The 23,581-nt window shown below is 53.5% G+C and carries 16 protein-coding genes; 3 read left to right on the top strand and 13 right to left on the bottom strand.

Going from position 1 to position 23,581, the window contains the following annotated elements; all coding sequences use genetic code 11:
* Nucleotides 1–56: 56 nt before the first annotated feature.
* Nucleotides 57–842: a HEAT repeat domain-containing protein gene (locus tag Pla22_RS11570; RefSeq protein ID WP_242631949.1), complete on the bottom strand. Its 786-nt coding sequence runs from the start codon at nucleotides 840–842 to the stop codon at nucleotides 57–59.
* A 458-nt stretch (nucleotides 843–1,300) separates the two neighbouring features.
* On the opposite strand from Pla22_RS11570, the gene Pla22_RS11565 reads away from it, so the two are divergent.
* On the top strand, nucleotides 1,301–2,140 hold the full coding sequence (locus Pla22_RS11565) for an OmpA/MotB family protein (RefSeq protein ID WP_146514750.1): 840 nt from the start codon (nucleotides 1,301–1,303) through the stop codon (nucleotides 2,138–2,140).
* 27 nt (nucleotides 2,141–2,167) lie between these two features.
* Here the strand turns inward: Pla22_RS11565 and Pla22_RS11560 are convergent, their stop codons facing one another.
* From Pla22_RS11560 to gcvP, 4 genes are all read right to left on the bottom strand, one after another.
* Nucleotides 2,168–3,019, bottom strand: a complete 852-nt coding sequence (locus Pla22_RS11560) for a class I SAM-dependent methyltransferase (protein WP_146514749.1) — start codon at nucleotides 3,017–3,019, stop codon at nucleotides 2,168–2,170.
* A 23-nt stretch (nucleotides 3,020–3,042) separates the two neighbouring features.
* Nucleotides 3,043–3,330: a hypothetical protein gene (locus Pla22_RS11555; RefSeq protein WP_146514748.1), complete on the bottom strand. Its 288-nt coding sequence runs from the start codon at nucleotides 3,328–3,330 to the stop codon at nucleotides 3,043–3,045.
* 46 nt (nucleotides 3,331–3,376) lie between these two features.
* Nucleotides 3,377–4,711: a cytochrome P450 gene (locus tag Pla22_RS11550; protein ID WP_146514747.1), complete on the bottom strand. Its 1,335-nt coding sequence runs from the start codon at nucleotides 4,709–4,711 to the stop codon at nucleotides 3,377–3,379.
* A gap of 102 nt (nucleotides 4,712–4,813) precedes the next feature.
* The gene (gene gcvP, locus Pla22_RS11545) at nucleotides 4,814–7,774 is read right to left on the bottom strand and encodes an aminomethyl-transferring glycine dehydrogenase (RefSeq protein WP_146514746.1); all 2,961 of its coding nucleotides are present in this window, start codon (nucleotides 7,772–7,774) and stop codon (nucleotides 4,814–4,816) included.
* Nucleotides 7,775–8,519: 745 nt separating this feature from the next.
* Between gcvP and Pla22_RS11540 the strand changes: the two genes are divergently transcribed.
* Nucleotides 8,520–10,202 (top strand): vWA domain-containing protein, encoded by a 1,683-nt coding sequence (locus Pla22_RS11540; protein ID WP_146514745.1) that lies wholly within the window; start codon nucleotides 8,520–8,522, stop codon nucleotides 10,200–10,202.
* 29 nt (nucleotides 10,203–10,231) lie between these two features.
* Here Pla22_RS11540 and Pla22_RS11535 read toward each other — a convergent pair whose 3' ends face one another.
* The 4 genes from Pla22_RS11535 to mgtE all read right to left on the bottom strand — a co-directional run bounded on the left by Pla22_RS11535 (nucleotide 10,232) and on the right by mgtE (nucleotide 16,674).
* Entirely contained in the window at nucleotides 10,232–12,916 is a 2,685-nt protein-coding gene (locus Pla22_RS11535; RefSeq protein ID WP_146514744.1) for a TIGR03032 family protein, read from the bottom strand.
* Nucleotides 12,917–13,003: 87 nt separating this feature from the next.
* Nucleotides 13,004–13,495 carry a hypothetical protein gene (locus tag Pla22_RS11530; RefSeq protein WP_146514743.1) on the bottom strand — a complete coding sequence of 164 codons (492 nt, stop codon included), beginning with the start codon at nucleotides 13,493–13,495 and terminating at the stop codon, nucleotides 13,004–13,006.
* A gap of 8 nt (nucleotides 13,496–13,503) precedes the next feature.
* A complete protein-coding gene (locus tag Pla22_RS11525) occupies nucleotides 13,504–15,039 on the bottom strand; it encodes a sulfatase family protein (RefSeq protein WP_146514742.1) in 1,536 nt (511 codons plus the stop codon).
* Between the two features lie 258 nt (nucleotides 15,040–15,297).
* Nucleotides 15,298–16,674, bottom strand: coding sequence for a magnesium transporter (gene mgtE / locus Pla22_RS11520; RefSeq protein WP_146514741.1), 1,377 nt, complete (start codon nucleotides 16,672–16,674; stop codon nucleotides 15,298–15,300).
* A 419-nt stretch (nucleotides 16,675–17,093) separates the two neighbouring features.
* Between mgtE and Pla22_RS11515 the strand changes: the two genes are divergently transcribed.
* On the top strand, nucleotides 17,094–18,320 hold the full coding sequence (locus Pla22_RS11515; protein WP_146514740.1) for a M14 family metallopeptidase: 1,227 nt from the start codon (nucleotides 17,094–17,096) through the stop codon (nucleotides 18,318–18,320).
* A 206-nt stretch (nucleotides 18,321–18,526) separates the two neighbouring features.
* Here the strand turns inward: Pla22_RS11515 and lptB are convergent, their stop codons facing one another.
* From lptB to Pla22_RS11495, 4 genes are all read right to left on the bottom strand, one after another.
* Nucleotides 18,527–19,393 (bottom strand): LPS export ABC transporter ATP-binding protein, encoded by an 867-nt coding sequence (gene lptB / locus Pla22_RS11510; protein WP_146514739.1) that lies wholly within the window; start codon nucleotides 19,391–19,393, stop codon nucleotides 18,527–18,529.
* A 43-nt stretch (nucleotides 19,394–19,436) separates the two neighbouring features.
* Nucleotides 19,437–21,434, bottom strand: coding sequence for a signal peptidase I (gene lepB, locus Pla22_RS11505; RefSeq protein WP_165440607.1), 1,998 nt, complete (start codon nucleotides 21,432–21,434; stop codon nucleotides 19,437–19,439).
* Nucleotides 21,435–21,556: 122 nt separating this feature from the next.
* Nucleotides 21,557–22,522, bottom strand: coding sequence for an ABC transporter permease subunit (locus Pla22_RS11500; RefSeq protein ID WP_146514738.1), 966 nt, complete (start codon nucleotides 22,520–22,522; stop codon nucleotides 21,557–21,559).
* Nucleotides 22,519–23,520: an ABC transporter ATP-binding protein gene (locus tag Pla22_RS11495; RefSeq protein WP_390620250.1), complete on the bottom strand. Its 1,002-nt coding sequence runs from the start codon at nucleotides 23,518–23,520 to the stop codon at nucleotides 22,519–22,521. Before Pla22_RS11495 ends, Pla22_RS11500 begins: the two co-directional genes overlap by 4 nt.
* Nucleotides 23,521–23,581 lie beyond the last annotated feature (61 nt).

The raw sequence follows: 23,581 nt of genomic DNA, 5'->3' as shown, positions 1-23,581 counted from the left end.
GTCTTGAGCCGTAAGAAATCAGAACTATTCAGGAACAACAAGCCGATGGCCTTGGACTAACGAAAGATGTCTTGAAGACGATTGGCGACCTTTGTCTCACTATCCCCAGGTCCGCCAATGGCGCCCGGTGTGAGAGAGTCATCAGGAATCTTTTCGAGGGCTGCGATCCATGTCTGAGGATCGTCGCCGAGATCCTTGCCGGTGGAGCCTTTGAGCGAAGCGACCGCAAGCGACCGCGTTGCGGGATTGCGATCTTTCAAAGCTACGCTCAAGGACTTAATGGCGACAGGCGAAGAATGCGCCGCGAGCGATTTCATGGCGGCGTGCTTCACATCTTGATCGGTTTCGGTACCCACGGTGGCTGCAAGCAGGCGTGCTGATTCATTGGATTGCTTCGACGCGAGTACTCGGCAAGCTTCCATTCGAACCTTGACGCTCTCGTCATCAAGGCCCTTTTCGATGAGCGTCAACGAAGATGCATCGTCGATGCCTGCGGCGGCACGTACAGCCAACCTTCGCATCTCGGCGCTTTTGTCGTTCGCCATCAATTCCGATAACTGACCCGACCAAAACTGTTGGCGTTCGGGAGGTAAGTCGGGCATCGTTTCGGCAAGCTCGGCAAGCTGCACTCGCCGCTCGAAATCAGTCGTTCCGATCTCTTTGTCCTTCCCCCATTCGCGATACGAATAGTAGGGATTGGCAGCCTTGATGGCGTACATGGGTCCATCCTGGCACCCGACCATCGCGGTGGTCAGCAACGTACACGTGAGCGCAACGACAACCATTCGTGCCAAAACACGAGGGGCCAATCGACATGAAAAGTAAGGTGCAAGGTCGCGCATACGGCTCGGTTTCCTCGAGATCGAATCAAATAACTTCGCGAAGTTCTGTTCGATGTAACAAAGCTCGGCCCGCCAGACCAAGAGCAAAGTGCGGGACAGATTCCAGGGCCCGTAGTCCGAGACTCGGCTTCGTATTCAGAGCGGTTGCTGGCGATCTTTCAAACGGACACAGTATTCAGGTGCCCTGGGTTTTAGGGGTCCCGGGTTTTAGGGGTCCCGGGTTTTAGGGGTCCCGGACGCACGCCGCGCATCGTGCCTCAGCTCATGAACCTTGCGACCGACTCTATGCTTCACTGCGTTCCTGCCGGTCCTCATCAAACCAGATCGCTACTTCTCTCTTGCTCTGGGGCACTGGGTTTCGGTACGACCGACTCACTTCATGAAGAAATTTGCCGAGAATTCTCGAATCCGTTGGAGTTGAGATCTCGCGCCGCTAGGAAAATCGCATGAGAATTAGCATGAACTGCTTACTCAACCACCGCTGCATCACCACGCTCGCCGCCTTCGCGACGCTGATCGTTGCTGGATGTAGCCAGAACCCGTACTTTGCCAGTCAAGCAGGTGCCCCTTGGGGCGCTCCCAACCAGGCCCAGGTATCGATGGGCGAAGCGAGGATCTCTGAACTGAGCCGACGTGTGCAGTTACTCGACGATGATAATCGCCAATTGCAAACTCAACTTGCCCAAAGTGAGCAACAAACCCAGGTCTATCGGGACGAGTCGGAATTGCTACGACGTCAACTCGCTGACATGTCCAGCCAGGTTCAATCCAATGCAATCGCGGCCCGTGAAGCTGAGTCCAAAGTACGTGGCATTCAAGCGAGCACGCAAATACGGGGCAATGCTGCGATCACCCCCAACACGAACTTGTCTCAAATGGCGAGCCGCTTGAATCTAGGCGGCATCCCTGTCCAGCAAGACGGCGAAGTGATCCGCATCGTCGTTCCCTCGGACCAACTCTTCCAGCCCGGATCGGGACAACTTCATCCTCAAGCCTCTTCCACGCTTGATCCGATCGCGGCTCAACTACGAAGCCTGTTTCCACGAAACCGTATTGGCATCGAAGGCTACACCGATAACGGACCTCTTTATGGCGGCGCGGTTTCCTCAAGTCATCAGCTCACCGCGGCGCAAACGGCCGCAGTCCTTGACTTGCTAACGCGCCGGTCGGGAATGCCCGCCGATCAATTGTTCACGGTGGCGCAAGGTTCCAATAATCCTCGGCAAAGCAACCAAACTGCTGCAGGCCGGTCCGCCAATCGACGGATCGAACTGGTTATTTATCCCGAAAACTTCTAGCCGGAACGATTCTTGAATCACGACGGTTCAACGACGAGTAAATACAAACTCGTTGCAACCATGGCCTCCGCATGCGGTCGTCATTTCGGTTAGCACAAAACCTCGGTCTCGCATGAACCGAAAGATCTCTTCGGGTTTAGCAACCTCGAACGGCCATCCGCCGACCCAATCAACCAAGTCGTACCATCCATGCATGCCGCGAGTCTTCGTGTCACCGATCCAATTGAAGATCGGCACTAACGGATTTCGCAGCATCAATAATCGCAGCAGGCAGGCGGCCAAGGTCACCATCAATCGCTTTACAAATTCTAGGCCTCCCACCAACGCCGCAAAAACAGGCCTCAGGACTACGGGCAGCCTTTGATAGATCTGCTTGACGCCCGACCATATCCGAGACACATAGAGTTGATCGTTGTAGATAGCGATCACCAAGGTTCCTTGGTCGGCAACACGCTCAGTTAAATGGTCGATCGCCGTCCACATGTCGCCGGTGTGGTGGGCAACGCCCCAGCAGTAAACGACATCGAAGGTCCCCAATGATTCCATGAACGGCTTGTCTCGCAGCGAACCCTGATGGACTCGCCACTGGCCCGATTCCGGCGCGTACCTTCGTTTGATCTCGTTAGTGCAGCCCACCGAATCGTCATCGACATCAAACGAAGTAACAATCGCACCCATTCGATGAGCCGCCAGACTAAACAGGCCGCTTCCACTTCCCGCGTCCAAAAATCGCAAGCCGGACCAGTCGTCCCGTCCCACCAGTTCTTTCAGCGACGATTCAGCGGACTGTATACGATCGTCGTTGAGCGTTTGCAAAAAACGAGACCAGTTCTTTCCAAAGGCGAATGCATCCGCGGGAGCAGGGGTGTTGCTTTGCATGAATTGTATATTCCGACGAGGCCCTAAAGGTGAACGGGCAAGAAGCGTTTGACTTCACCTTCGTCAGGTGCGCGGTACGATTCGATCCAAGGAATCTCTTCGCCCGATTCGTGCATTTCTTTGACTCGCGTGCGGAACAGCGGCACTAACTTCGACATCGCCTCGCGTTCATTGGAAGCTTCGACTTCGAATCCGTCTAGATTCATCACACGAGCAGCAACCTTGCCTCCGTCGAGAGCGCGGACATACACAATGCATCCGAATGCGGGTGGCGGTTGATCACCAATAGGCAATGACGAATGGGTTTTCATGCGAAGCTCAGGGAAAAGTATTTCTTCAATAACAGTCGGCCACGCATCATACCCGATCGACGCCCCGCCGTTGGATCACCCTCAGGTTCACGCCGGTGGAGGGCCCCATTGTGATGTTCCGACGCGTCGATACTACGTCGCCTTGGTCGAGCAATTCAAGCTCATGCGAACGCAAGATCGTTCCCAACACAATTGCCAACTCGAAAGTAGCAAACGCGGCGCCCACACATCGGCGATTGCCACCGCCAAACGGAAAGTACTGAGACGGCGAATACGTCTGGTCGACGAATCGCGAAGGGTCAAATTCATTCGGATTCACGAACACGGTTTCGTCGTAGTGTGCCAAACAAGCGGCGGCTGCCACCGAGTGACCCACGGGAAGATGATAGTCGCCCAATGAGAATGGTCGACGCAACGTTCGCAAGACCTCGGTAACAATCGGGTTGAGTCGCAACGTTTCTTGGACGACTCCCATCAGCAGGGGCATCTTCGAATAAGTCAGAGGCGATCCATCACTGGCGTCAATCTCGACTCGCAATTGATCAAGCCAACCGGGATTGCGGTGCAAATGGTACAAAGCCCAAGCAACCGATACCGCAGTCGTTTCGTGGCCGGCAAACAAAAGAGTTCCCACCGAGTCAGCCAAGTGTTCGAAATCCAGGTGGGGCTCGTCTTCCGTCGGTCGAGCAAGGATCGACAAGATGTCTTCTCGATCAGCAATCGTTGATCCTCGACGGTCGAGTTCTCGTTTCAATGCACCGCGAAGCTGTTGCTGCGCATTTCGCAACCGATCCATGGGACTAAGTCCGGCAAAGCCGAACTGCATCTTGGGCGAAAAGAACAGAACCGGCCAAGAACGATCCAATGCCGCTCGCGTGCAGACACGAAACTCTTGCAGAAGGTCTTCTGAATCGGCACCAAAAACAGTCTGCAAAATCACATCGAGAGAAATCTCGGTTCCCAACTGTAGCCCCGTGAAAGGCTGGCCGTCTTCGCGTTTCCTAATCGCTTGTTCGGCGATCCTCTTCATCGTCTCGCCGTAGACCCTCATGCGATCACCATGCAAAGGCGGCGCGACACGCTTGCGCTCGGCGCGATGATCCGGGCCTTCCATCATCAGCAGCGACCCAGCCCCCAAGATCGGCTTGAGACCCTCGCTGGCGAAGACAGAAAACGTATCAGGATCGGCTCGGAAAATTTGTTCAATCAATTCTGGCCGCCCCGTCACGACAACCTTTCCGTTGATCGCGTTCATCGTGAACGGGTCACCATACTTCGCGACACAATCCTGGAAAAAATGCCGAGGGCTTTTCAGCACGCGCCAAGTATTGCGAAGCTTTCCACGAGGCCCCGAAGGCAGGCGAAGCGATAGAGATGTCATGCTAATCTTGGCCTCAAGGAGTCGTATCGAATGGAATGAGCTCCTTAGGCTTGTCGCTCACCCAGCGTCACGCTGGATGAGATCCGCCACCATCAACAAGATCTACTCGCCGTAGTTTTCCATCGGTGGGCAAGAGCACACCAAATTACGATCGCCATAAGTGTTGTCGATCCGCCCGACCGTGGGCCAGAACTTCGCATCACGCAACCACTTCATTGGCCAAGCGGCCTGCTCGCGAGTGTAAGGGTGACTCCAATTGTCGCTACCAACTTCACCCATCGTGTGCGGTGAATTCTTCAGCGGATTGTCCTGGCGGTCCATCTCGCCAGCTTCAATCGCGGCGATCTCTTTTCGAATTGCGATCATGGCGTCGCAAAACCGATCCAACTCGTCTTTCGATTCGCTCTCAGTCGGCTCGATCATCAATGTCCCCGGCACGGGCCATGACATTGTGGGACCGTGAAAACCATAGTCCATCAATCGTTTAGCAATGTCTTCGATTTTGACGTCCGCTGATTTTTCAAAAGCTCGACAATCAACGATGAACTCGTGCGCCACACGTCCATTGGCATCGGTGTAAAGGATGTCGTAGTGGTCGCTCAATCGCTTAGCCATGTAGTTCGCGTTCAGGATCGCTACCTGAGTAGCCTGCTTTAATCCCGCCGCACCCATCATCGCGATGTAGACATAGCTGATCGTCAGGATACTGGGGCTTCCGTAGGGTGCCGCCGAGACTGGCCCAATGGCAAACTCGCCCGCCGTATCAGGCCGCTCGACCGGGTGTTCTGGTAAGAACGGCGCCAGTTGCGAAGCCACCGCAATCGGCCCCATGCCGGGACCGCCGCCACCGTGAGGAATGCAGAACGTCTTATGCAGGTTCAAGTGACAAACATCAGCACCACAGTTGCCGGGGCTGGTCAATCCAACTTGAGCGTTCATGTTTGCACCATCCATGTATACCTGCCCACCGTGACGGTGGATGATGTCGCACACTTCACGAATGGTTGATTCAAATACGCCGTGCGTTGATGGATAAGTGATCATCAGTGCCGACAAGTCATCCGCATGCGTTTCCGCTTTCGCTTTCAAGTCATCCATATCGACATCGCCACGATCATTGCAAGCGACCGGAATGACCTTCATGCCCGCCATCACAGCCGAAGCAGGGTTGGTTCCGTGGGCCGATGTGGGAATCAAACAAACATGGCGACGATTTTCAACGCCCGCTTTCTTGGCCATGTGTTCGTGGTAGGCACGAATCACCAACAAGCCCGCGTATTCACCTTGGGCGCCCGCGTTAGGTTGCAACGACACCGCCGCGAAGCCGGTGACTTCGCAAAGCCATTGCTCGAGTTCACGGAACAAATGCGTGTAACCGCGCCACTGCGTATCAGGTGCGAACGGATGAATGTCGGCGAACTCGGTCCACGTGACCGGAATCATCTCGCTCGTTGCATTGAGCTTCATCGTGCACGATCCCAACGCGATCATTGAATGCGCCAGCGATAAATCGCGTCCCATCAACTTGAAGATGTAACGCAACAACTGCGTTTCACTTCGGTGCTGATGAAAAACAGGATGCGTCAGGTATTCGCTCGTTCGTTGGTGAACTCCTAGCGCCAATCGACCCGCTTGGTCAAACTCAGCGAGCAACGCATCGACATCGAAACCGGTGTAGTGACCGAAGTTGAAGGCAGCCAATAAGTCAGCCACCAAAGCGCGATCGGTGGTCTCATCAAGCGTGACGCCGAGTGTCCCGTCAGCGTACTCGCGCAGATTGATTTGGCGTTCTCGAGCGGCATCGGCAACTTGACGAGCGGCATGACGCCGGCCTTTACCAAGCTCAATGCGAATGGTGTCAAAAATGGTTCCATTGCCCAAAATCTTATGGCCGAGCTTTTCCAATCCCAATGCCAACGCGCCAGTAAACGCTTGGGTTCGTGTGGCGATTTGCTTCAGCCCATCGGGTCCATGGTAGACAGCGTAGAACGAACTGATGATTGCTAACAATGCTTGAGCCGTGCATATATTGCTGGTCGCCTTGTCGCGACGAATGTGCTGCTCGCGAGTTTGAATTGCCATCCGCAACGCGCGATCGCCATGCGAATCCTTAGATACCCCGATCAGACGTCCCGGTAGCTTGCGAGCGAACTTGTCGTGGGTGGATATGAAGGCTGCGTGAGGCCCACCGAGTCCCATTGGAACTCCGAACCGTTGTGCACTTCCGATGCAGATGTCTGCGCCCCATTCGCCCGGCGGTGTCAGAACAGTCAATGCAAGCAGGTCAGCAGCGGCTACGAGCAAACACTTGCTGTCAGCAGCTTGCTTGGCGAGATCGCGGTAATCGACAATCTGTCCGTCGGTCGTTGGGTACTGAACCAAGACACCGCACAAACCGCCCTCACCATGCGCAAAATCGATGTCCTCGATCGGACCGACCTTCAAATCGATCCCCAAACCGGTTGCTCGGGTCTTTAGCAACGCAAGCGTTTGCGGATGGCAATCGTCCGCGGCATAAAAACCAGTCTTCTTGTGATTGGCAATCGAAGCACACATCCCCATCGCTTCAGCAGCGGCGGTGGCTTCATCGAGCAAGCTTGCACCGGCGAGCGGTAGGCCCGTCAAATCGGCAATCATGGTCTGAAAGTTTAACAACGCTTCCAAACGCCCCTGAGCGATTTCAGCTTGGTAAGGAGTGTATTGGGTGTACCAGCCGGGATTTTCAAGAACATTGCGGAGGATCACCGGTGGCGTCACAGTCCCGGTATACCCCATTCCGATGCAAGAACGGTAAACCTTGTTCTTCGAAGCAATCGTCTTCAGCGCGATCAAGAATTCACGTTCGCCCCGCGGTGCAGGGATGTCCAAGTCGTGGTCGAGACGAATTTCGGCCGGCACCGTGGCGTCGGTGAATGAATCAAGTGAATCAAACCCTAGCTCGTCGAGCATCACCACCATTTCACTAGCTGAGGGGCCAATATGCCGGCGAATGAATCCGTCCGCAAAGTCGAGCATGGTTGATGTTTGAGAGGAGGAAGTCGTGCCGGGAAGGGTGACGCTCATAGTCGACGTGAATCCAGAAGTCGAAGGCGGGAATCGCAGAATGCAGGCAATATCTTAGATACTCCATGCACGAATTGTCACCTGCCAATTCCAGAGTGCTCGGCGAAGTGCGTCAATTGTTCCCTAGCTGAAAGGCTTAAGCGAATCGGTGCGTTGGATGCCCCGCCCTAACTCTGCCCCTGCCTCTGCCCCTGCCTCTGCCCCTGCCTCTGCCCCTGCCTCTGCCCCTGCTTCAGACTCAGACTCAGACTCAGACTCAGACTCAGACTCAGACTCAGACTCAGACTCAGACTCAGACTCAGACTCAGACTCAGCATGAGCTCGGGATCTGCCTCGGTATGAGCTCTGGACCTGCCGAAGCTTTACCCCCTGCTGAGGACCTTCATTCAACACACTCTCGTCGTCGTCTATTGAGCCGCCAAGCCGTACATGCGTTTGACATGACGAACTTTGGTCACTGGTCATCGCTAGTGCTCCTGGTCATCGCTGACACCATTTCGCCGCGGCACGACCGTAGCGGGAAAACAGTGACAAAAACAGGAGCGTTGCGTACTCGCACGCTAAGCCATGAAGACGAACCCAGGATGACGAACGGAATTAAAAATTGGACTTTTTCCTAAACACCGAAATCCATCGCCTTTGACGAATCGTCTTGGCTGTGTCGCTCACTCTCACAGCGATCTTCTTCAACATACCGTCATTGGAGTGCCTAGCCGTGATATGCCCAGTCATAAAATGTCCAGTCATGAAGCGTCCCGCCATGAAGTGGTTAGCCGTGCAGCGCTTAACCACGAATCATTTAACCACGAATCGTTTGGCCATTCCCTGCCTACCCATCTCACATCCTTCCTTAAGCAAACTGGTCGCCTTCACATTTTCAATCTTGGTTGCCGGATGTGGCCAGCAACAACGAGGTTACGTTCATTCGACGATTGACGATGCAATGTACCTTCATGAGTCTGCTGAAGATGACCATGCCCCTGACCTACGAGACTCGGATTCGGATCGACACGATGTGATCGATACTCATCCCTTCATCAGTGCCGCTCATCAGCCGCTAAGTACATTCTCGATTGACGTCGACACCGCGTCTTACAGCAAGGTGCGCCAACACTTGCGAGACTACCGACGCCTGCCGCGGCCTGACGCTGTTAGGATCGAAGAACTGGTGAACTACTTCGATTACCAATACGCATTGCCCGATCCCGAGAGCAGCGAACCGATCGCGACTAGGTTCGCAGTTACAAATTGTCCCTGGAATGATGACCATCAACTTGTTCGAATCGCACTCAAGGGACGCGATATTGACTGGCGACAAAGAGACCCTGCCAACTTGGTGCTACTGATTGACACGTCCGGTTCCATGGAAGCGTCTAATAAGTTGCCACTGTTACAACGCAGCTTGCTGTTGCTGCTCTCGCAATTGTCGCCCCAAGATCGAATTGCCATCGTTGCTTATGCGGGATCGGCTGGCTTGGTTCTGAATTCGACCGCCGCAAACGAACGAGACGAGATAAGTCGAGCGATCCGTTCACTTCGCCCGTACGGATCCACCAACGGAGGCGATGGCTTGCGGCTTGCCTACCAAATTGCTCGCGATCACTTTCAATCCAATGGCGTCAATCGAGTCCTCCTTTGCACCGATGGCGACTTCAATGTCGGCCAACGTAGCAACGATGAGCTCGTTCGCATGATCGAACGGGAATCTGCTAGCGGGATTGACTTGACAGTGCTTGGATTCGGGATGGGAAACCTGAACGATTCGATGCTCGAACAGATCAGCAATCGCGGAAACGGCAACTATGCATTCATCGATTCGGCTAGCGAAGCTCGGAAAGTACTGGTCCAACAGGTGACCTCGACACTGGTCACGATCGCCAAAGATGTGAAGATTCAAGTCGAATTGAATCCCAAGGCCGTCGCTGGATATCGGTTGCTGGGTTACGAAAATCGGTTGCTTTCCAATGAGGACTTCAATGACGATTCCGTTGACGCAGGAGAAATCGGCGCCGGCCACACGGTTACCGCGTTCTACGAGATCATCCCCGCTGGCTTAACTACCGATATCCTGAGGGATATCGATCCGCTGAAGTACTCCGCCGCGAAAACTCCTGTTGCCGATCCCAATGCAGGTGAATTGATGACTGTGAAGCTACGCTACAAACTGCCGGGGGAATCTAACAGTCGCTGGAGCGAACATGTCGTCGTCAACGACTCGACTCGATTTGATCTCGCCGATGCAGACTTCCGATTCGCAGCCGCGGTGGCCGGTTTCGGAATGTCATTGCGTCAGGTAGATCAGGGCAAACCATGGAAGCTTGCCGACATCCAGCAGGTCGCACAGTCCGCCCTCGGGAATGACTCCACAGGCCTTCGAAGTGAATTTGTCAACCTAGTACAAACAGCCGCCCAACTAAGCGAACGGTGAACTTAGTCGCAAATTATGTACAGTTCTCTCTAGCCTGCTTTGGTCATCGTCAACAGACAATGCTCTAGCTCATCGGCCTGTCCGGCTTGATCGAACAATGCTTTGGACGCATCGCGAATTTTTCGCAGCACGTTAACTCGGAAATCATCGTCATTAACGACTCGTGTTGCTAACCCGATATATTGTTCTGCGTCACCCGCAATCAAATCGGTAAAGTCCACGCTCTCATAAATTGTGCTCGTAATTCGACTGCGCAAGTAGTCGCCTCGCATCGTCACCAGAGGCGTTTCGATTGCGAGCGCCTCCAGCGAACTGTTCCCGCCACCAAAATGAATTGGATCAAGCAACACATTGACATTGGCAACGAGCGAGAGAAAGTCCTCATGCGGCAGTGCAGGCAAGAAACGCACTCGTTTTCCCGCCTCAGGCAAAGTGCGTCGAAATCGCCTTCGCAGTCGGTGGGTCCACTCGGGCAGTCGGCCTTCCAACAACACTAACTCAGCGATCGGGTCTGCCTCCAAAATGCCCGCAAGAATCTCGTCAAAATCAGGATGAAACTTGAACAGCGTCTGGGGACACCCGTACAGATTCGCATCATCAGACAAACCCAAATCGTTGCGGATCTTATGTTTTTCGGGAAGCGAAGGACGCTCGTACTGAATCCCCAATGACGGAAGAAGAACCAAATCCTCGGAATAGGCCTCCGAACTGTTCTCGGACTCTAAGCCCACACTGGAAATGAAGTAATCCATCATCGTGCTTCCCGTTGTATCGGGATGGCCCCAGGTTGCTGCCTGAACAGGTGCGAAACGAGAAAAAGCGAGTGTTTGCGTTAGCGAGTCCATGCCGACATCGGCGTGCGCAAGCACATCCAAATCCAATTCTGACATTGTCGCGATTGCGGAAGGTAAGTCACGCGGCAAACGGATGTAATCGTCAGCCGTCGCTCTAAATCGCTCACTCATCTCGTCCTGTTCTCGTCCGGCATAAATCACGCTCAAGTGAATTTTTTCACGACTAAGATTTTCAAGCCGCCCGATATTTAAACGCCCAATCGTGTGGTTGCGGAAGTATGCCGAAACGAAACCAACTCGCAGTCTGTTATCGCTTCGCTCAGCTCTCTGACGAGATGTAAAATCGGTTCCCTTCACCGCTGCTGCGCGTCGCTGCATCACGTCACGATCGTTGAGCCCCTTATATGCCGCGAAGAAGCATGTGGGTACTAAACTCTTGGTCGCGTCCACTTGCTCGCCGGTAGCAGCCAAGTCTTCAAGGACCTTCAACTGACGTTCTCGCCAATGCTGCACTTCCGCTTCTGAGTCATAAATCACTGGCAAGACCGAAGCAGCGAGCAGGTAATTGATCGCCGAAGGCTCAATCGCGAGCAGCCGATCATAGACGTCGCTTGCTTTTTCAGCTTCGCCCATATTGAACGCCAGATAGCCGAGATTTTGCAAAGCCGGAATGCACTTGGGATCAATCTCCAATGCACGTTGGTAACACAACATCGCTGATGGTTGGTTACCCTGTTCTTGTCGCTTATTCCCCAGATCGATCAATTGAGCAGGAGACAAGTCCCCTGATGATGATCCCCCGTCAATAGAAGGCGTCGCAAACAGCGGCACGCTGGGTTTGACCACTGGAATCGGTCCGTTTGGATTTGGCACGATCCAAACTTCACGTTCCTGTTGATCAACCGATGCACCGGCAATCAGCGGATTGCTAAATCCTCGCAGCGCCTCAACCGCAAAAATTTCTGTCACGCCGCTATGAAATTGAAAAACCGCTACGGTCTTGCCGGTCGTCAGATCAATCACACCGACACCGCAGCGAAGCTCATCACGCTTTTCAGCTATTGGCACCCCACCAAATACCGACGTCTCGCGAATCTTTGATAGCCCAACGAAGGCAAATTGACCGGCAAAAGATAATCCGCGAGTGTAACCAGGAAGTTGCTCAACAGTTTGATACTTACCGCTGGATTGATCGATATAACCAAACGCACCCCGCCCAGAATCGAGAACCCACAATCGGTCAGAATAAAAACGAGGCGAATGTGGCATCGAAAGATTGCTGCACATCACATCACCACTAGGCACTTCCATTACCACACCGCCATTGGCCTTATTCGGTCGCCAGCCTGCGGCCGTGTCGGTTTGGCTCATCGCCGTCACGAACTTGGGCTCGCCTTCAACCATCGCCATGCCGTTTAGGTGACAGCGATCTTGATCGATCAACTGCGAAATGAAAGGTGGCTTCCATCGCGGCACGAAGCTGTAGTCTTCGTGCAGCGTCGACAAACACGAAAACAGAGTATTGACGACCCACAAGCCTTCCCTTCCCCATGCCAAGTCATGCCCGTGAACATTGCCCGTATAGAAACTTGTGCGAGGCACATAACAACTGTCATACTTCGAATCACGCTCCTGAGTTTCATGAGCTGGAACTAAGAAGTGCATTTGCCGGCGCGAACCCACGGCGATCCGATGCGGACTTACCGCCAGCCCCATCGGTTGCTCGTAGTCCAAGAAAGAGATTGTTAGTTTCCCATCTTTCGCACCAAGCACTAACAATTTGCCAGCTTGATAGGTCGATACCAAAATGGTCGTATTGAGATGGGTCAAGATATCGACGAGAGCAGGTGTGTATTCATACTTAACCTCCCGCAATGCTGGTGGCACAATTTCGTCGTCGTTCGTTTCGTTGGGCTTCATGCGAATCGGTCCAGTCGAGGCGAGAGAAGCTGGACATTGTAGACGGAACTCGGATCTGACGTTGCGTTTGCAAAGTGGATTCTCAATTTACCCGGTAAGATTCTCAACCATCTCTGCTACCATCGCCTCAGCGATTTCTTCGGCGTCGTCACGGTCAATGAGTTGACCATCTAATTCGCGAGAACGTGATTGACATCCATTCATTGTTATCATCGCAACGTGAATTTGGTTGGTCTGATTGCGTGCGGGAAACGTGGGCATGGCGGCGACCAACGCGATCCCGACGGCTCGTCCCTGATCGATGTCAGAAAACGAAACCGCTCGTTCAAATGCCACTTGCGCGAGTTGAATTGACGTCTCTTTCGATGCACTCTTCCCTACCATCGGCGCGCCAAGGTAGTCCCGCATCGAAGCTCGCGAATAGGGAACGACCGCTTCCACAAAGTTCACCGACGCACCCGCTCGCTTCATGCATCGCTCGATAGCACCGATTCCGCCACCACTTACCACCAGTGCTATTTGCCAGTCCGTTTGCGATAGACGCTTCGTTAGCGATTTCCAGTCCACTGGTCGATCCATACCGAGCCCTACTTAAAAAACTCATCAGGAAAACTCGCTTGCGGTGCCTTCTGAGGATTTCGCAACGGATACGTTGAACCGCGATCTTCCAAAATCGGGATTTCGTTTCCATCGCTTGATTGAATCATCTCCCACAACCGAGCGTTCATCTCCTCTACGCGAACCGCTTGGTCTTCGTCGTCGATCAAGTTGCGCATTTCACCTGGATCATTTTGCAGATCAAACAACTCATCTCGATCCCACAAGCCATGATATCGAACGTACTTGTAGCGAGTCCCTAACAACGCATGCATTGTCGGAGTCTGAGGATAGTTTCGCTCCCAAAGATACTCATACAGAACGCTACGACCTTCCAAACTGCCGGCGTCGGCTTCACAGAGTGGTTTCCACACACTCATTCCATCCACTTCGTCCAGCGGCTTAGCGGACGCCGCTTCCAGCAACGTCGGTCCGATGTCGATGTTCGCGATCAAACCATCAAACGATTGCCCCGATGGAATTCGTCCGGGCGCTGTCATGATCAAAGGCACGCGAGCGCTCGCTTCGTATGCCACTCGTTTGTCAATCAACCCATGGTCGCCGAACTGAAAACCGTTATCCCCCATGTAAATGAACACCGTGTTGTCCATCCAATTGCGATCCGCAAGCTCTTGACGCAGACGTCCGACGCTTTCGTCAACAGCGAGCAAGGTTTCGCAGTAACGTCGGTAGTAAACTTCCGGCGTGAAGCCTTTCAAGTTGTATCCAAAGTCCACCCCGTGACGACTGTTGCGTTGGTTGCGAACCCACATTGGCAACTTACCCGCGTTCATCTCTGACACGCTGGGCACTTCGATCGGAAGCGGTTGATCGTCGTAGCGACCGCGATGTCGGTCAGCAGGTACAAAATCCGAGTGCACGGCTTTGTGACTGACATACAAGAAGAACGGTTTCTCGTCGCTTCGGTCTGCCAACCATTCAATGGCATAGTCCGTTAGTTCATCGGTGATGTAGCCTTTTTGTGGCACCCGCTTCCCGTTGATGTTGAGACCGTCATAAGTCGTTTGCGGAACTTCCCGAGTCGTGCCACGGCCATCGGGAAAGTAAGTGCCTTGTCCTTTGAATGCGATCCAATGGTCAAACCCTCGCTGAGGGTCATCAATTTCGCCGCCTTTGTGCCACTTGCCGATGAAGGCCGTTTCGTAGCCCGCTGCTTGCAGATGCTGAGGAAAGAAAACCAAATCAGGATCGACGGGATGATAGTTGTCGATCACACGATGGTTGTGAGCATACTGGCCCGTCAAAATGGACGCGCGACTGGGTGAGCATAACGAAGTTGTCACGTACGCGCGATTGCAGATCGCCCCGTCACGTGCAAGTTGATCCAAGTGAGGTGTTTCCAAGAATGGATGCCCTGCAATCCCCAAACAATCAAAACGATGGTCATCGCAAAGCACAAAGACAATGTTGGGACGTTTGGCCACGTCATCAGCCGTGACTTCACTTCGGAGGCTAGCCGAGACCAGGATCAGCGCAAGTATCAAAACGCAATTAGAAAACTTCATCGTGTATTCTCGAGGGACATCAAGCGGTCAAAACGATCCGTCCAACAGAACTCAAAACGTCGCGACATGCAACCGACAACCAAGCTCTTACACGCTCGATACTAGACAGCGAAGCACTCAGGAAGCTTTTGACTCAAGCGTCAGCTACAGATTATTCACCGCTCACTTCGACACACTCACTTCGACAAGGTCACTTTGAAAGCCTCAAGCAAAACCAGAACGTCTGAATCACGACTCCGTTGCACGCCAGGAGCGTAGTTATTGAGTCAGCTTGTCGATCATTTGGCTTGCGATTCCCAACACCAAAAAGAATCCACACATGTCAGTAATGGTTGTCAGCAGCGGGCCGCTGGCAATGGCCGGGTCAAATCCGAATCGTTTCACGATAAGGGGTACCGTGCCGCCGATCGACACCGCCACGATCGTATTGGCAAATAGCGCCGTACCAACAACCAATCCCAGGTAGCCATTCCCGTTGTAAAGCAGAGCAGCGATCGCCACCAAGAGTCCCAGCACGGCGCCATTGATCAACCCGACGCCGAGTTCTTGGATCCAAACTCGCAAGACTTCCGTCGGCCGCAATAACCCCAGTGACAATTCTCGCATACTGACCGCGACCGCTTGGTTACCGCTGCACCCGCTCATGTCGCTGATGATCGGCAAGAACACGGCCAAGGCAATCACCGACTGCAACGTGTCCTGAAAGAACGCCACCACACTGGCTGCTCCCACGTTCAACAAAATATTGACACTCAGCCAACTCAAACGTCGTCGCGAGCGCAACCACAGCGGCATGGTTCGTAGTTCTTCACCGCCGACAATACCCTGGCTCTTCAAATAGTCGCTTTCGGCTGCTTGCCCAGCGGCATAGTCAACCGATTGCCTGAGCACAACACCTACGAGTTTCTGATCAGCGTCAACAACAGGAATGCCAAGAAAATTGTACGAATCAAACACATCGATCAAATCGTCCAAAGGGGTTTGATCGTGAACAGTCATCGGCTCGCGAATCATCACATCGCCGACTGCGGTGGATCGCTTGCTAAACAATAAGTTTTGCATTGGTAGCACACCGACCAAGCGATCACTATCGTCGACCACATAGCCGTATCGAACATCGCCCTCGGTCAGCCGTTCAAGCGCTGACTCGATGATGCGAATCACACCACCGATGGTTTCATTCAAAGGAATGCGAATCAGCTCGCGATTCATCAACCCACCGGCCACCTCGTCGTTGTAAGCGATGAACTCACGCAGATCAGTCGCTTCATCCTCGGGCAACTGATCGAGGATGGCACCCACTTGATCGTCGGCCAATTCGCCGAGCACGTCCGCTTGTTCATCCGATGGTAATTCGTGAACGATGGCTGCCGCCAATTGCGGCGAAAGTGTTCCCACCAAACCCGCGGCTTGTGCTTCGGAAAGTCGCGACAACAATTCCGCAGCGTGCGAGACCGAAAGCGTGTTGACGATCAATTCTGCGTCTTCATCGTCCAGGTGAGCAAACGCAAACGCCTGATCCGTTGGCGGGAGACTCGCCAAGTAATCAGACAACTCAGATTCGTCGCCCTGGCGGGCGAGTTTCAGAAGTTCTTCCCAGGGCCGGGTATCCGATTCGACGGCTGGTTCAGTCATAACTTTTCGCGAAAGACAGGTGAATGGCAATGAGGCAACGATCGTAACACGGCCATTGTGGCTGGGAATTGGGGGACCGCTCTTTCCTCTACGACTGCTCCAACCCGGTCGATGCTGGGATCTGATACCAGAATTTCAACGGTGCGTGGATTGAGCGCATAAACAACGTGATTAGGGCATGGCAGCCCCTTCCGTTTGCCCTGGAGTGATCGATATTTGGTTTTAAGATCGGCATATGCTATACTTTTAGTATCCCACCTCAGCTCAAAGCGTTGCTTTGACCCCACCCTACCGACGTGAAACTCACCGAATTCAAACTTATTAAACGCCATCGGCAAGCCATTCATGGATGAACGGCGCTTAAGCAGACCCTCTGTTTAAGTTTGAGTTTCACAAACTTCCCTCAGGACGAGTTCATGATGTGCGCTCATACCCACCGCTTTCGCCGCGTGTTTCTTGCAGCAGCGATATCAGCAGCAGGCCTAGTCGTTGGTAGCACCAACGCGATTGCAGATCCTTCTACGCTGATAAGCACCGAGGTTTCCTACGAATCTAAAGAACATGGGATAAGATTCGACACGGACTTTCCCGGCGGCAAAATTGACAGTCTCGTTGAGAAAAAAGATCACTTCGAAATCACCATCAAACCCGAACTCGAACCGATCAACGACAGCGCCTGGTACGCTTTTCGGGTCAAAGCAGACTCCGAACGCGAAATTCAAGTTCGCTTGCGTTACGAAGGCGGGTCTCACCGATACGCTCCTAAGATCAGTCGCGATCGAGTGAATTGGGAATCGGCTGAAAACCTTGTCGTTTCGCGGCATCCCACCGGTCGCGAAGTAACGTTGAACATTCCCGTAGGCGAAAAATCGCTATGGGTCGCTGGTCAAGAAATCGTCAGTGAAAAGGAAGTTGGCAGTTGGATGAAGGGCTTGTCAACGAAGCCTGACGTCGATCAATCTGTGATTGGTCAGTCCGTTCTCGGCAACCCACTGCATCGAGTCGCCATTGGCAATCCTGATGCGAAAGATTCCATCTTCATTCTTTCGCGACAGCATCCACCCGAGGTCACGGGAACGATTGGCATGATGCACTTTGTCGACGCGATAAACACCGATAGCAACTTGGCGAAAAAGTTTCGCGAGAACTTCCTGACGGTCATCGTGCCGGTGGCCAACCCCGACGGAGTCGAACGAGGATACTGGCGCAGTAACGCTAACGGAGTCGATTTAAATCGCGATTGGCTTCGATTCACCCAGCCCGAAACCAAAGCGATCCGCGACGAAATGCTAACGCTACGAGACCGAGAGAACGGTCGATTGTGGTTGTTTCTTGATTTCCACAGCACGTTTAACGAAGTCTTCTACACACCGCCCCGAGAAACCGAACTGTTTCCTCCAGGCTTTACGACTCAGTGGGTTGCCGCCATCGATAAACGCATGCCTGCGTTTGAGATGCTACGCGATGATGGCCACAACGCTCACCGATCGACCAGCAAGGCTTGGGTGGCTCGTGAACTCGGCATTCACGCGGTCACATATGAGTTCGGCGATGAGACTCAACGTGACCTGATACGTGATATCGCTATCAATTCGGCCGAAGAGATGATGCGGTTGCTGCTTGAACGTAAAGCAGACATGCAATAGCAGACATGCAATAGAAGGCACGCAATTGCTGGCAACGGATTTGGGACTCTCGATCAACAGTCCCGGTCCAAACCCCAGTGGCTTCGAATGACTTCACCTACGCATACGACAGTTTGCGTACCACGATTTGCGTACCCTGATTTGCGTACCACGATTCGCATCAGATCATTCGCACACATCTCTGGCACGTGAACGTCCGAGGGGTATCAAACGTCAGTGACGCTGCGGGTCGGCTTTCTAGCTCCACGAAAATGGGGCGAGGGAACTCCGTGAGCTTTGGTTGAACTATTGACGTCCACGCCATCGAGGTTGCCCAGGTATTCCTGCTGCACCTTAGGATGCTGCTTGACTTCCTCTGGCGTGCCATCAATCAAGACTTGCCCTTGATAGATCACGTAACAGCGATCCACGGTGCCCAGAATTTCGCGGGCCGCATGATCGGTGATCAACACGCTGATGCCTGATTCACGCAGTTGCAAAATCACTTCCTGAATCGACTGCACCGTTACGGGGTCGATGCCCGCGAACGGTTCGTCGAGCATCACAATTTTGGGATTCGATACCAAGCAACGCGCGATTTCCAAACGACGCCGCTCGCCGCCCGACAACCCGCCTGCCTTGCTCTTGCGGATGTGCGTGATGTTGAACTCTTCGAGCAATTCATCAGTGCGTTCTTTGCGAGCGGCGCGGTCCATGCCCAACAATTCCAATAACGCCGAGATGTTTTGTTCCACCGTTAGCTTCTTGAACACACTTGGCTCTTGCGGCAGATAACCCATTTGTCCGTCGCGAGCGCGCAAGAACATCGGCCAAGTCGTGACGTCGCGCCCGTCCAAATAAACGCGTCCACGGTCTGGTTCGACCATGCCGCAAATCATGCGAAAGCTGGTTGACTTGCCCGCACCGTTGGGACCAAGCAATCCTACAATCTCGGCCTGCCCGACGTTCAATGAAACACCGTCGACGACGCGACGACGACCGTAAGTCTTTTGCAAATCAATGGCTTCAAGCACATAAGGCGGCGTGTCATCGAGCACGTCGTCGGCATCGCTAGTCTTAACGAACGGGAACATATTGGATTCCTTTCCAGAGTCCGACTCAAATGGATTGATCCCGTTATCGGATCAATTTCATGCGTTTGAAATTAGGAGTAAATGGTACAGGCGAATTCCAAGAGTGCGGCCAAAACACCACCACGGCACGCCCGACTAACAAGTCTCTTGGTACATAAGAAACATCGCCCCACTTCCAGGCGTCTCGATTGACGTCGCGAGGCATCGGTGTTTGAGCCTTTGTGCCTGCCCAACATCTTGCATCGAGACTTTCGGGGCTGTTGTCACCCATTGGAAAAAACTGATCTGCTTGCAGCTCAAACGAAACTTCGCGGCGGGTTTGCCATCCCGCAAAGCTGTCCCACTGAGTCGGGTCAGCAAGCACATCTTGAATCTGACGCTGGCTCATTCCACGTCCGGTCAATTGCGAGAGTTGATTGCGGTCGTAGTCAAAAATGCCGCCGAAACGACTACTTTCGGTCGAGATGTAATACTTGTCCCGCAGCACCTGAAGGTGCCGAATGGTTGACGAACCACCGCGAACGGCAATCCCAACGGGCGAAGCATCAAGTGGGTGAGCTAACGTTATGCGAGGACGATCGTCGGAAATTTTACGAAAGGATCCAGCTTGAAAAGTTGTCGGTGCGTCGAAGGTTACAACCTTTTCATCCACCCAAAGCAAAATCTGGTCATCGCAATTGCTAAAGCGAATATGATGCCGCGAGCCCGCTTGGACTGACGTCATTGCGGTGGGTGAAGCGTTCGCCTTATCGCTTTCCTCTGCAGTGTCAAATCGCTGCGGATTGCCTTCGAAATCAATGATCGAAAGCGATGCCGATCCCGATGTCAAATCAAACCGACACTGATGGCGAACCCCTGCTTCCACCAATTCGAGCACAAGTTCTTTGGCATCCGAGGTGGTTTCAATGTCCAATCCCGCGATCAGGTCACCAACCCAATGCATGCCATCGCGTCCGAGTTGCTGGTCTCCCGAATCCATGCCTCCCCATGTCGTCGCACCGCCGAATTGTTCGGGGCCCTCGCCGCTTTGATAACGAGGATTGAAGGACAGACCCGAAAAATAGCCACTACCTTGAGCCCCACCGGATCCCGCGTTCGCAAAGACATACGAGAACGGAGCTTGAATGTAGGAATCGTAAGTGTAGAAGTCAGTAATCGCCCGCGTTTGGTAGGGATTAGCATCGGCCAGCGAAACGCCCGCCGCGGCATCAGCCCATTGTTCATCGTCGGGGAAGTGATGGAAATAACGCAGCCACTTTGGTTCGTCACTTGCGGTCACCGTAGCGAGAACACCATCGACGCTTTGATTGACCTTCCACGAATCCGTCGGAGGTTCCGTAGCGTTTTCAGTCCAAGATTGCCAGCGACTGGGGTAGTCCGCGTTAATCAACATCTCGGACTGATAGTCGGTGTCGTAAACGAGATGACTCATTGCCAATAGCGTGCTCGGCGGCTTCCGCAAAATTTCAGGACGGTCGTCGGTGCCTGTTTCGCGAGCATAAACATCACCATGCAGAATCGTTAACGTCTCGTTGGGCAAGCCTACCAATCGCTTGATGTAGTTTTGTTTCGGATTTCCCGGAAACTTGAAAACAATCACGTCCCAGCGTTCAGGATCGCCCAACACATAGCTGAACTTATTGACCAAGATGCGGTCACCGTTGAAAGTCGCGTGATCGGAATTGCTCGCCAAGTCCATGGAGTTGACGTGTCGGCAATTCGCACATATCCCACCGACAACAACGACCGAATTTCCGTCGGCTCGTTCACGACTCGCCCCGACGCGAAAGTTGTATCCACAACGGTCACAGAAAATGTCTTTGTGAGCCCCCATCAAAGTAGGCGCCATCGACCCAGTGGGGATGACAAACGCCTCTGCCAAGAATGCTCGAAACAAAAGCGCTAAGATGAACGCGACCACAAACGCCTCGATCGTTTCGCGACCTGCGGCAATTCGGAACGACTCAGCGCGAGTTTGGGCGGGAGTGAGCGTCTTTGATTCAGAATCCAAGGGATCAGCCGTATTATTCGTTTTCGCCACAGATCAGGCTCACAGCGGTAATGGTTGCTAGCAAACAAGGTAAGTAAGGACCAGCAGGGAGCCTGTATCCTATCTATTTTACCGTCCCGACGGAACTTCGGTTTAGACAGCGAAATCCCGCTTTACAGTGGTGCTGGCAGGTCCCGTTTGGTGAAAATCTGAGCCGCAGCAATGTAAAACGCCAACCCCAGTCCGATCAGGATCAACGGATAAACCAAGGGTGGTGACACACATTCCGACAACGGCTCGGTCAAGCTCCAAGGTGCCGCCAAGCCCTCATCCGACGCAAGCAATGTCACCTTTTGTGGTTTGTAACAACTGAAAAAGGTGAGCGACAAAAGCCATTCTAGTGCGGGTGCGGCTTTGCCCAACCCAAACATCACGGCCTGCAGTACATAAAACCCAACGACAAGGCCGACCGTTCGCCAACGATAGCGATCAAGCGACGATAACATTGTCGCCAAACCCAGCAAGAAGAACCCAAACGAAAACAGATGGAACGTCGACGCAGCGTAGGTGCGAACGTCCACTCGTTCGGCCAGCAAGACAGTTTGAGTCTGCGGCTCATTCACGGTCAGCGGAATATCAATGTTGACGATCGGCACCCGGAAGGTAGGTGCCGGCAAAGACTCTTCGACGCTTGTCGCGTTGACCCCCACCCAAATGCCCGCCCAGACCAACAGGCATAGCATTGCCAGTCCAGCAATGGAAACCGTGGCGTGAGAAAGCAACAACGTCCGCCGGGTGATGGGTTGTGACAGAATCATTTCCATCGTGCCGCGTCCTAATTCACCACTAACGACATCGCTGCCTCGGGAAATGCACCAGATCACGGTGCATAAAATCACGATGGGTTCGTCGTACGTCATGCCCACTCGGCCGCCGTAGGTAAACAAAGCATCAAATTTGATCGGCGCGAACTTTTCGAATTCGCGAAACTGTTCGAGGATCGTTTGGAATTGCCCCATATCCAGGAAGCTCACCACCCAAACTCGGACCCACGCGAACGCAAACAGCGCCACACCGCAGGACAGAAACAGCAGCAGAGATTGGCCGATGTACTTACGAATCAAGATTCGATTGATCAAATCGCCACCTCACTGGTGCCGGATGTTGTCGTCGCATCGAACTTCGTTCCCAGGTGCACGCTGTCATAGACCGCTCGCAATCCCAACGGTTCAATACGAACGTGGTTTAGCGATAGCGAATCGACCCATGAAAGCAGCGGAGCTAAATCGCCTTGGGTGTCGATGCAAAGCGTCTTGCCGCCCCGACGTTCGCGAACCGAAAGTTTGACAAGCCCGGCCAATGCCTCAGGAACTTGCAGCGGGTTTGCCGGCCAATCCGCTGTAATTCGATGGCGTTGAAACAAGTCATCCATCGTTAATTGGTGAGCGAGGTGCCCTTTGCGAAGAAACACTACTCGGTCGCAAGTTTCTTCGATTTCGCTTAGCACGTGCGACGAAAACATCACCGTCCGCCCTTGGTCCCGCGCCTCCATCGCCAAATCTAGCACGGCAGCACGAACGGTGGGATCCAAGTTTGCCGTTGGCTCGTCCAATATCAACAAGGGAGTATGAACGCCAAAGACAACTGCAAGCGCAAGCTTCTGGCGCATCCCGGTCGACATGAAAGCGACACGAGTAGCAATGTTGAGTTCCAACGTTTCGGCGACCGCCAAGCTCCGCTCGAGGCTGCCGTGAGGATGCATTTCGGAAAAGAACTTCAAAACGCTGCGTCCTCGCATATGCCGGGGCAAGCGAGCGTCACCAGGCAAGTAAGCCACACGCTCTCGCAGCGATACCCCGTCCACTCGAGGATCAAATCCATCGACTGAAATCTCGCCTTCGGTTGGCTGTAGATACCCCAACAACAACCGAATCAGCGTGGTCTTGCCGGCACCATTAGGCCCCAGCAACCCGAATATTTCGCCACGAGTGACCTGAACGCTGCATTTCGATAATGCTTCGAAATCACCGTATCGCTTCGTCAAACCGGTCGTGACCACGATCGATGCAGACGCATCTGTCGATACCGATTCCGTAGGACGTGGGGGCAGAGTTTCGGATTCTGGCAGACGATTCAAACGCGATTCTCTTGCTGAAGTGGTCTTGGCGGGCTTTTCGTACGCTCGCCGGGTTGTTCCA

The organism is Rubripirellula amarantea, assembly GCF_007859865.1.
Lineage (GTDB): Bacteria > Planctomycetota > Planctomycetia > Pirellulales > Pirellulaceae > Rubripirellula > Rubripirellula amarantea.
This window is presented reverse-complemented; position numbering and strand designations above follow the sequence as displayed.